Source organism: Bacteroides sp. An279 (genome assembly GCF_002159615.1).
Taxonomy (GTDB): domain Bacteria; phylum Bacteroidota; class Bacteroidia; order Bacteroidales; family Bacteroidaceae; genus Phocaeicola; species Phocaeicola intestinalis.
In genome coordinates this window covers 1-10,453 of sequence record NZ_NFJA01000113.1, presented here as the reverse complement: position 1 = coordinate 10,453, position 10,453 = coordinate 1, and the positions used below count along the sequence as shown (strand labels likewise).

General features: G+C 51.7%; 9 protein-coding genes. All 9 read left to right on the top strand.

What is annotated here, in order from left to right:
* Window positions 1–523 precede the first annotated feature (523 nt).
* The 9 genes from ilvD (at window position 524) to B5F78_RS14775 (ending at window position 10,336) form a co-directional block, all read left to right on the top strand.
* A complete protein-coding gene (gene ilvD, locus B5F78_RS14810) occupies window positions 524–2,326 on the top strand; it encodes a dihydroxy-acid dehydratase (RefSeq protein WP_087407075.1) in 1,803 nt (600 codons plus the stop codon).
* Between the two features lie 109 nt (window positions 2,327–2,435).
* The gene (gene ilvB / locus B5F78_RS14805) at window positions 2,436–4,139 is read left to right on the top strand and encodes a biosynthetic-type acetolactate synthase large subunit (RefSeq protein WP_087246951.1); all 1,704 of its coding nucleotides are present in this window, start codon (window positions 2,436–2,438) and stop codon (window positions 4,137–4,139) included.
* A gap of 115 nt (window positions 4,140–4,254) precedes the next feature.
* Complete coding sequence (gene ilvN / locus B5F78_RS14800; protein WP_013616882.1) at window positions 4,255–4,812, top strand: acetolactate synthase small subunit; 558 nt, start codon at window positions 4,255–4,257, stop codon at window positions 4,810–4,812.
* 5 nt (window positions 4,813–4,817) lie between these two features.
* Window positions 4,818–5,564: an acyl-[acyl-carrier-protein] thioesterase gene (locus B5F78_RS14795; protein WP_013616881.1), complete on the top strand. Its 747-nt coding sequence runs from the start codon at window positions 4,818–4,820 to the stop codon at window positions 5,562–5,564.
* Between the two features lie 137 nt (window positions 5,565–5,701).
* Entirely contained in the window at window positions 5,702–6,745 is a 1,044-nt protein-coding gene (ilvC, locus tag B5F78_RS14790) for a ketol-acid reductoisomerase (protein ID WP_013616880.1), read from the top strand.
* A 178-nt stretch (window positions 6,746–6,923) separates the two neighbouring features.
* Window positions 6,924–7,535, top strand: coding sequence for a PepSY-like domain-containing protein (locus B5F78_RS14785; RefSeq protein ID WP_087407074.1), 612 nt, complete (start codon window positions 6,924–6,926; stop codon window positions 7,533–7,535).
* A gap of 166 nt (window positions 7,536–7,701) precedes the next feature.
* Window positions 7,702–8,991, top strand: coding sequence for an MFS transporter (locus B5F78_RS14780; protein WP_087407073.1), 1,290 nt, complete (start codon window positions 7,702–7,704; stop codon window positions 8,989–8,991).
* Window positions 8,992–9,105: 114 nt separating this feature from the next.
* On the top strand, window positions 9,106–9,240 hold the full coding sequence (locus B5F78_RS17980) for a hypothetical protein (RefSeq protein WP_255376638.1): 135 nt from the start codon (window positions 9,106–9,108) through the stop codon (window positions 9,238–9,240).
* Window positions 9,241–9,301: 61 nt separating this feature from the next.
* Window positions 9,302–10,336, top strand: a complete 1,035-nt coding sequence (locus tag B5F78_RS14775) for an alcohol dehydrogenase (RefSeq protein ID WP_087407072.1) — start codon at window positions 9,302–9,304, stop codon at window positions 10,334–10,336.
* Window positions 10,337–10,453 lie beyond the last annotated feature (117 nt).

The window sequence follows — 10,453 nt, the reverse complement described above, 5'->3', positions numbered from 1 at the left end:
CGAAGAACAGGAGCGGAAAGGACCAAAAAATCGCCCAAAGCACACACGAAAACGGATACATCAAGCCAAGAAAAACTTTTTGGAGAAATTCAAAACAGCTTCTCAATCATACATTGATTCATATCCGCTAAATAAATTTATCGGAAAAATTGAAACGCTCTCTTACTAATGATAATTTTTTTCGATAAAAAAGTTTCATTTTATTTGTTTATTCGGGAAAAGGCTTTACCTTTGCAACCGTAAAAACCAATTAAACCGAATGACAATGACAATGACAACTGATATACGAATTAACTTGGCAGTCCTGCATTTGATTCACGTCGTGGTGGTACCAGGGGGTGAGGAAGGTTCGTGTATGTAGTTGTTCGAGATTATACGTTGAAAAGCCTTTCTCACCCCTGAGGTCGAGAGAGGCTTTTTTATAATTGGCAGTTGGGTTAAGCTGGTATTGTGATTGGGTGGAAGCTCAAGAACTTGAAAACTAATAAACTTAAAAACTAAAGAACTAAAAAACATAATGGAGATGAAACATCAGTTACGCAGTTCAATGAGTACCGAAGGCCGGCGCATGGCGGGAGCCCGCGCCTTGTGGGTGGCCAACGGGATGAAGAAAGAAATGATGGGCAAGCCGATTATTGCGGTGGTCAACTCGTTTACCCAGTTTGTGCCGGGACATACCCACCTGCATGAAATCGGGCAGATGGTGAAAGCCGAAATCGAACGGCAGGGGTGCTTTGCCGCCGAGTTCAACACCATTGCCATTGATGACGGAATAGCGATGGGGCACGACGGGATGTTGTATTCATTGCCTTCGCGCGACATTATCGCCGACAGCATCGAGTATATGGTGAACGCGCATAAGGCGGATGCGATGATTTGCATCTCCAATTGCGACAAGATTACGCCGGGGATGCTGATGGCGGCGATGCGGCTCAATATCCCCACGGTGTTCGTGTCGGGAGGACCGATGGAGGCCGGCGAGTGGGGCGGGATGCATCTCGACCTGATAGACGCGATGATTAAGTCGGCGGACACGAGTGTGAGCGATGCCGATGTGGCGGAAATAGAGCGTCATGCCTGCCCCGGATGCGGGTGCTGCTCGGGAATGTTCACCGCCAACTCGATGAATTGCCTGAACGAGGCAATCGGGCTTGCCCTGCCGGGGAACGGCACCGTTCTTGCTACGCACGCCAACCGCCGCATCCTGTTCGAAGACGCGGCACGGCTCATCGTGGAGAATGCGTGGAAGTATTACCGTGATGGGGATGATAGTGTATTGCCACGGAGCATCGCCACACGCCAGGCTTTCCTCAACGCCATGACCCTCGACATTGCGATGGGCGGTTCTACCAACACGGTGCTTCACCTGCTTGCCATTGCCCACGAGGCGGAAGTGGATTTCTGTATGGACGACATCGACCAGCTTTCGCGACGCGTGCCTTGCCTGTGCAAGGTGGCTCCCAATACGCAGAAATACCACATACAGGACGTGAACCGTGCCGGTGGTATTCTGAACATTTTGGGCGAGCTGGCGAAGGGAGGCTTGCTGGACACTTCGGTGCGCCGGGTAGACGGAACTACCTTGGCAGAAGCCATAGCCCGATATAATATATGTGTGCCTGCTCCCGATCCCGAGGCGTTGCGCATTTACCGGAGCGCACCGGGCGGAAAGTTCTGCATCGCGCTGGGCGCGCAGGACACAATGTACGATACGTTGGACACCGACCGTGCCACAGGGTGTATCCGTGATTTGCAACATGCTTATTCGAAAGACGGAGGCCTGGCGGTATTGAAGGGCAACATTGCGCAGGACGGATGCGTGGTGAAGACGGCTGGAGTGGATGAGAGTATCTGGAAATTCTCCGGTCCCGCTAAAGTCTTCGATTCGCAGGAAGCGGCTTGCGAGGGAATCTTGGGAGGCAAGGTGGTGAGCGGCGATGTGGTGGTCATCACCCACGAAGGTCCCAAAGGAGGACCGGGAATGCAGGAAATGCTTTACCCCACATCGTACATCAAGTCGAAACACTTGGGCAAAGAGTGTGCCCTCATTACCGACGGACGCTTTAGCGGCGGTACATCGGGTTTGAGCATCGGGCACATTTCGCCCGAAGCTGCTGCCGGGGGAAACATCGGTAAGATTGTAGACGGCGACATCATCGAGATAGATATCCCGAACCGCACCATCAACGTACGGCTGAGCGATGAAGAACTGGCGGCACGTCCGATGGCACCCGTTACGCGCGACCGCAAGGTGTCGAAAGCTCTCAGGGCGTATGCCGCGATGGTAAGCTCGGCGGATAAAGGAGGAGTGAGAATGATTGACTGAATTGTTTAGGTACTAGGTAACTAGGTTCTGGATTCCATTCGTAAGACTATTCAAAGCTTAGTCAACTAGTATATAAACCCTAGTTCCTAAAATAAATAAAAGGAAGAATATGGACAAAGAAAGAATAACAGGCTCGGAGGCATTGATGCGTTCGCTGGAGCACGAAGGGGTGAAGACGCTTTTCGGCTATCCCGGCGGAGCCATTATGCCGGTATTTGATGCATTATACGACCATCGGGACAAGTTGAACCATATCCTTGTGCGCCACGAACAGGGAGCGGTACATGCGGCACAGGGCTTTGCCCGGGTGTCGGGTGAGGTAGGAGTATGTCTGGTGACGAGCGGTCCCGGTGCTACGAATACCATTACTGGTGTGGCGGATGCGATGATAGACAGTACGCCCATTGTGGTGATAGCCGGTCAGGTGGGTGCATCGTTATTGGGAACAGACGCTTTTCAGGAAGTGGACCTGGTAGGTGTTACCCAGCCTATATCGAAATGGAGTTACCAGATACGTCGTGCCGAAGACGTGGCATGGGCGGTGTCGCGTGCGTTCTACCTTGCGCGGAGCGGGCGTCCCGGTCCGGTGGTGCTTGATTTTGCCAAGAATGCGCAGACCGAAATGACGGAATACGAACCGGTGGATGTGGACTTTATCCGGAGTTATGACCCTGACCCCGAGACTGACCCGAAGATGGTGGCAGAGGCGGTGAAGCTCATCAACGAAGCCGAACGCCCCTTGCTGCTGGTAGGGCAGGGTGTAGAATTGGGAGGTGCACAAGAAGAACTGAAAGCATTTGCCGAGAAGGCGGACATCCCCTGCGGATGTACCTTGTTGGGGCTTTCGGCATTGCCTTCAGCCCATCGGCTGAACAAGGGAATGCTGGGGATGCACGGTAATCTTGCTCCTAACGTGAAGACTAACGAGTGTGATGTGCTGATAGCCGTGGGGATGCGTTTCGACGACCGTGTGACGGGTAAGCTGGAAACATACGCCCGTCAGGCGAAGGTCATCCACTTGGATGTAGACCCTTCGGAGATAGGCAAGAACGTGCCGGTGGATGTGCCCGTGCTGGGCAATTGCAAGCGTACGTTGGCTTTGCTGACCGAATTGATACAGACCCACAAGCATACGGAATGGATAGAAAGTTTCCGCCCGTACGATGAGAAAGAGTACGAGCAGGTAATCCGTCCCGAGGTACATCCCGAAAGCGGTCCGCTGAATATGGGCGAGGTGGTCAATGCCGTGAGCGAGGCAACTTGCCGCGAAGCGATATTGGTGACCGATGTAGGCCAGAACCAGATGATGGCATGCCGCTATTTCAAGTTTGGGAAAAAACGGAGCATCGTGACTTCGGGTGGTATGGGAACGATGGGCTTCTGCCTTCCGGCGGCAATTGGTGCCACGTTTGGATGTCCCGGACGTATGGTATGCGCCTTTATGGGCGACGGAGGCTTGCAGATGACGATGCAAGAGCTGGGTACCGTGATGGAGCAGCAAGTACCGGTGAAGCTTATTTTACTGAACAATAATTACTTAGGTAATGTGCGCCAATGGCAGGCGATGTTTTTCAACCGCCGCTATTCGTTTACGCCGATGATGAACCCCGACTACATGCAGATAGCTGCCGCCTACGGCATAGCCGGACGCCGCGTGATGGAACGGGACGAGCTGGAAGGTGCCATCCGCGAGATGCTGGACACCGACGGTCCTTTCCTGCTCGAAGTGTGTGTGGTAGAAGAAGGCAATGTCCTCCCGATGACTCCTCCGGGAAGTTCGGTAAACGATATGCTGCTTGAACTGGATTGTTGAATATCAGTTGACAAGGTACCAGTTTACAAGGAGACAAGGTTCTGAATAGCTTTGTGTATCTAAAACCTTGTCAACTCGTTAACTCGTCAACTTGTTACCTAAAAATAAAACGCAAATGGATAATAAGACATTATATACAATTATCGTTCACTCGGAAAACTTTGCCGGTTTGCTCAATCAGGTGACCGCCGTGTTCACCCGCCGGCAAATCAATATCGAGAGTCTGAACGTTTCGGCATCTTCCATCAAGGGCGTGCATAAATATACGATAACGTGCTGGACCACCCCCGACATCGTGGAGAAGGTAGTGCGTCAGATAGAGAAGAAAATCGACGTCATTCAGGCGCATTATTTCACTGAAAAGGAAATCTTTCAGCGTGAGGTGGCGATGTACAAGGTTTCTACACCCGAGTTTCAGTCGAACCCCGAGGCATCGAAGGTGGTGCGCCGTGCCAGTGCGCACATCGTGGAGGTGAACCCCACGTTCTGCATCGTGGAACTGACAGGAATGAGTGCCGAAATCACCGACTTGTACCAGAAGCTGAAAGACCTGAACTGCGTGCTCCAGTTTGTCCGCTCAGGGCGGATAGCTGTGTCTACCAGTTGTTTCGAGCGGGTGAACGAGTACCTGGCGCATCGGGAAGAACGTTATTTGAAAGAGAAAAAAGAGTAAACATTATGGACGCAAAAGAGAAAGTAGGCAGATACGAATTTGTGGCTGAGCCTTTTCATGTAGATTTTGCGGGACGGCTCACCATGGGAGTATTGGGAAACCATTTATTGAATTGTGCCGGATTCCATGCCGCCGACCGCGGGTTTGGGATAGCGGTATTGAATGAGAACCATTATACGTGGGTGCTTTCGCGCTTGGCGGTGGAAATGACCGATATGCCCCGGGCATACGAGAAGTTCAGTATCGAGACATGGGTGGAAAATGTCTACCGGCTCTTCACCGACCGCAACTTCGCGGTACTCAATGCGGAAGGCAAGCCCATCGGTTATGCACGTTCGGTATGGGCGATGATTAGTATGGAGACTCGTAAGCCTGCCGATTTGTTTCTCTTGCATGGCGATGAAATCACAAGCTATATATGCGCCGACAAGCCTTGTCCCATCGCAAAGGCGGGCAGGGTAAAGGTAGGCGATGCGCAGCCGGTGGCGGAATATCATACCCGGTACAGCGACATCGACCTGAACGGGCATGTGAACAGCATCAAGTACATCGAGCATATCCTCGACCTGTTTCCGCTGGAAATGTACCGTGAAAAAACGCTGCACCGTTTTGAGGTGGCGTATGCAGCCGAAAGCCATTATGGTGATGTGCTGGGGTTTTATCGGGAACAGAAGTCGGAAAACGAATACGACATCGAGGTACGGAAGAACGGGACTGAGACCGCCATACGGAGCAAAGTGGTGTTTGAATAATTAATAATTAAAAATGAAGAATTAAAAACCTCTGTGCCCTTTGTGGTGAAAACTTAAAAACTAACAAACTTAAAAACTAACAAACTCAAATATTAACTTGCGGACCGTTAAGGTCTGCGTAAAAAGATTGTAATTTTATGGCAAAAATGAATTTTGGCGGAGTTATCGAAAACGTAGAGACCCGCGAAGAATTTCCTTTGGAAAAAGCACGTGAAGTATTGAAAGACGAAACCATAGCCGTAATCGGTTACGGCGTACAGGGACCGGGCCAGTCGTTGAACTTGCGCGATAACGGGTTCAATGTCATCGTGGGCCAGCGTCCGGGAAAGACATACGATAAAGCCGTTGCTGACGGATGGGTGCCGGGCGAAACCCTTTTCGGCATCGAAGAGGCTTGCGAGCGTGCGACGATTATCGCCGTATTGCTCTCGGATGCAGCGCAGATAGCTTGCTGGCCGACTATCGAGAAACATCTTACGGCTGGTAAGGCACTGTATTTCTCTCACGGTTTCGCCATTACGTGGAACGACCGTACAGGTGTGGTTCCCCCGAAAGATGTAGACGTGATTATGGTGGCACCGAAAGGTTCGGGAACTTCTTTGCGTACCATGTTCCTCGAAGGCCGCGGGCTGAACTCGTCATACGCTATCTATCAGGATGCTACCGGTAAGGCTTGGGACCGTGTCATCGCTATGGGTATTGGTATTGGTTCGGGATACCTGTTCGAAACCACTTTCCAGCGCGAAGCTACTTCCGACCTGACCGGCGAACGCGGTACGCTGATGGGTGCCATCCAGGGTTTGCTTTTGGCTCAGTACGAAACTTTGCGCGAACACGGGCACACGCCTTCTGAAGCTTTCAATGAAACCGTAGAAGAGCTTACCCAGTCGCTGATGCCGCTCTTTGCCGCCAAAGGTATGGATTGGATGTATGCCAACTGCTCTACTACCGCCCAGCGCGGCGCACTCGACTGGATGGTTCCGTTCCACGATGCTACCAAGCCGGTATTCGAAAAACTGTATAAGTCGGTAGCCGACGGACTGGAAGCCCAGCGTTCCATCGACTCCAACTCTCAGCCCGACTATCGCGAAAAGCTGAACGAAGAGTTGAAAGCCTTGCGCGAAAGCGAAATGTGGCAGACGGGTGTGGTAGTACGTAAGCTCCGTCCGGAAAATAACTGAGCAATTGACAATTGACAATTATTTCTGATTGGCAATTGATGATTGGTAATGATTGCTTTATGCTCCAGTCCCCAAAGGGCACAAAGCACTTTGCCGGTTGTCAATTGCCAATTGTTTTTTTGGCAGATAAGAAAAAGTGTTGTACATTTGCCGTAGACCATTAAAAAACAGACTATTTATGAAAATGCGTGTATTTTTAGGAATGATGGCAATGTGCTTTGCGCTTTTTGTGTATGCAGAGAGTGATCCTACGTTGTTTGTACGGAACAGATATCCGGATGCCCGTATTTTAGACCGTGATTGGGATGACGGATTCATCGAAGTGAAAATGTCGCATCGCGGAAAGGAAAAGATCGTTATTTTCAATGCCGATGGAAAATGGTTGCGTACCATGTGGGAAGTACGCCGCAGCAGGCTTCCGCGTGCGGTAATCAGTGTATTGAGAAGGACAGGGTTCGTGTACGAAGAGATAGACGATAACGATAATATGGCGATGGAGAACCGTCGGGGAATGTTCTATATCGTTCAGGCCGACCGTAATGACCAAAGCTACGTGCTGGTGGTGTCGGAGCGGGGAAACATCATCGACCGCTTTTACGATGACGAATGGGATGACGAGTGGGACGAAGGACGCTGGGAAGGCGAGTCTTGGGATGACGGCGAGGACCATTTCGACGAAGGAGATGATGAGTGGGACGACCACAACCGTTATCGCCGTCCTCACCGCCACCATCGCGGGTGTTGTCATGAAGACGATGGTGAGGACCGTTTCGATGAAGGAGACGACTAGTGAGAAGTTATCGCCCCGCTGGTGTGGGCTGGGAGTTGAATGCCAATACCTCAGAAAAACTTTTTGGAGAAATTCAAAACAGATTCTCGGTAAGACTATCGACCTTTAACTCCTGAACGAAGTGATAACTCCTGTGAAACATAACTACGTTTAACTCCTGGTTCACATGAATAGCAAATTGGCAAATCGTAACTTGAAAAAAGATTCTCCGTGGGCGTGGGTGCCTACGCTCTATTTTGCGGAAGGGCTGCCCTATATAGCGGTAATGACCCTCTCGCTGGTGATGTATAAGCGGATGGGCATCTCGAATGCCGAGGTGGCGCTCTATACGGGTTGGCTCAACCTGCCGTGGGTGGTCAAGCCTTTGTGGAGCCCGTTCGTAGACTTGGTGCGCACCAAACGCTGGTGGGTAGTGGCAATGCAAATGCTTATTGGTGCTGCACTGGCGGGTATTGCTTTCCTTATACCTGCACCGCATTTCTTTCAGTCCACGCTCGCCCTGTTCTGGCTGATGGCGTTTGCCTCTGCCACCCACGACATTGCAGCCGACGGGTTCTATATGTTGGGGCTTACGCCGCACCAGCAAGCTTTGTTTGTGGGCATCCGGAGCACCTTCTACCGCCTTGCCACCATCGCCGGCCAAGGATTGTTCCTGATGTTTGCCGGCTGGTTGGAACAGTCGGGTAGGGGAGTCCCTTTTGCCTGGAGCGTTACGTTCTTACTGTTGGCGGGGGTGTTTCTTGCTGTGTTCGTCTACCACGCTTTTGTACTTCCGTGTCCCAGTGCCGATCGTCCGGCAGCAAGCATTTCGGCGCAGAGCCTGTGGCGCGAGTTCCTTCTCACTTTCCGCTCGTTTTTCCGTAAGGAAGGCATCGGCGTGGCATTGCTCTTCATGCTGCTCTACCGCTTCCCCGAAGCGCAATTGGCGAAGATGGGCATTCCGTTCCTGCTCGACCCCGTGGCAGAAGGAGGGCTGGGCATGACCACCGAGCAGATAGGTTTCACGCAGGGCACAGTGGGCGTCATCGGGTTGACTTTGGGCGGCATTCTGGGTGGCATCGCCGTGGCGCGTCACGGCTTGAAGCGTTGGCTTTGGGCGATGGTATGGGCGATATCTCTGCCCGATCTGGTGTACGTTTACCTCAGCTATTTTCCCCAAACGCCCTTACTTTGGGTCAACGTGTGCATTTTCATCGAGCAGTTGGGCTACGGCTTCGGCTTCACCGCCTACATGATGTACCTCATCTATTTTTCGCGTGGGAGCCACAGCACCGCCCATTACGCCATCTGTACCGCCTTTATGGCGCTGGGCATGATGTTGCCTGGCATGGCAGCCGGCTGGCTTCAGGAGCTTCTGGGCTATCGTCATTTCTTCATCTGGATTATGGCGTGCTGCGGTGCGACTTTCGCCGTGGCGGCCTTGCTGAAGATAGACCCGGAATTTGGGAAGAAATGAGTAGATTTAATGGCTAATGTGAGAATGAATCAGCACATTGCATTTGTTTATTAGAAGCTGTTTTGAGTTTATCGTGCGATGATTTGGGATGAGTTTTTGTAGAGACGCAAAATCTTGCGTCTTTACTATGAGGAAGATAGCGGGCTATCTGACGAAGAACAGGAGCGAAAAGGACCCAAAATCGCCCAAAGCACACACGAAAACGGATACATCAAGCCAAGAAAAACTTTTTGGAGAAATTCAAAATAGCTTCTTAGCACATTAAACTGTAGTTTTGTAAATTGTAAATTGAAAAATAGTAAATGAATTTATGTTGGCTTATACTTATGTAGAACAAGGCAGATTCGAATGGCGCGATAAGCCGGAACCTCGGCTGGAGGGGCAGCGCGATGCCATCGTAAGGGTCACGCTGAGCAGCATTTGCACCAGCGACCTGCATATCAAACACGGAAGCGTGCCGCGTGCCGTGCCGGGCATCACGGTAGGTCACGAGATGGTGGGTGTGGTGGAAGCCGTGGGCGAGGCTGTGAAGAACATTGCGCCGGGCGACCGTGTGACCGTCAATGTGGAAACCTTTTGCGGAGAATGCTTCTTTTGCCGCCACGGGTACGTGAACAATTGTACCGACCCTCACGGCGGATGGGCGCTGGGATGCCGTATCGATGGTGGGCAGACGGGATATGTACGTGTGCCTTATGCCGACACAGGGCTGAACCGCATCCCCGACTCGGTGACCGACGAGCAGGCGTTGTTTGTGGGCGATATACTTGCTACCGGCTTTTGGGCGGCGCGTATCTCCGAGGTGAAAGAGGAGGATACGGTGCTTATCATCGGAGCCGGTCCTACGGGTATTTGTACCTTGCTTTGCACGATGCTGAAGCGTCCGCGGCGCATCATTGTGTGCGAACGTTCGCCCGAACGCATCCGTTTCGTACGCCGGCATTACCCCGAAGTGCTGGTAACAGAACCCGAAGATTGCCTTGCCTTTGTGAAAGCGCATAGTGTGCACGGTGGTGCCGATGTGGTGATGGAAGTGGCAGGAACAGACGATACGTTCCGCCTGGCGTGGGAGTGTGCCCGCCCCAATGCCATCGTGACCGTGGTGGCGATGTACGACAAGCCCCAAATGTTGCCTTTGCCCGACATGTATGGCAAGAATCTCACCTTCAAGACTGGCGGTGTGGACGGGTGTGACTGCGCCGAGATACTCGGTCTGATAGAAGCAGGCAAGATAGACACTACTCCGCTTATTACCCACCGTTTTCCACTTCGCCAGATAGAGGAGGCTTATCACATTTTTGAGAATAAGCTGGACGGGGTGATGAAGATTGCTATCAGTGGATAATTAGTGTTAGAAGCTGTTTTGAATTTATCGTGCGATGATTTGGGATGAGTTTTTGAGGCATTTTCGCTTTTGTGATGAGGAAGATAGCGGGCTATCTGACGAAGAACAGGAGCGAAA

Excerpts from the sequence above, each read along its gene's own strand:
- ilvB (WP_087246951.1), top strand. The coding sequence starts at position 2,436 with ATGGACAAAGAAAGAATAACAGGCTCGGAGGCATTGATGCGTTCGCTG.
- B5F78_RS14795 (WP_013616881.1), top strand. The coding sequence starts at position 4,818 with ATGGACGCAAAAGAGAAAGTAGGCAGATACGAATTTGTGGCTGAGCCT.
- ilvD (WP_087407075.1), top strand. The coding sequence starts at position 524 with ATGAAACATCAGTTACGCAGTTCAATGAGTACCGAAGGCCGGCGCATG.
- ilvN (WP_013616882.1), top strand. The coding sequence starts at position 4,255 with ATGGATAATAAGACATTATATACAATTATCGTTCACTCGGAAAACTTT.
- B5F78_RS14780 (WP_087407073.1), top strand. The coding sequence starts at position 7,702 with ATGAATAGCAAATTGGCAAATCGTAACTTGAAAAAAGATTCTCCGTGG.
- ilvC (WP_013616880.1), top strand. The coding sequence starts at position 5,702 with ATGGCAAAAATGAATTTTGGCGGAGTTATCGAAAACGTAGAGACCCGC.
- B5F78_RS14775 (WP_087407072.1), top strand. The coding sequence starts at position 9,302 with ATGTTGGCTTATACTTATGTAGAACAAGGCAGATTCGAATGGCGCGAT.
- B5F78_RS14785 (WP_087407074.1), top strand. The coding sequence starts at position 6,924 with ATGAAAATGCGTGTATTTTTAGGAATGATGGCAATGTGCTTTGCGCTT.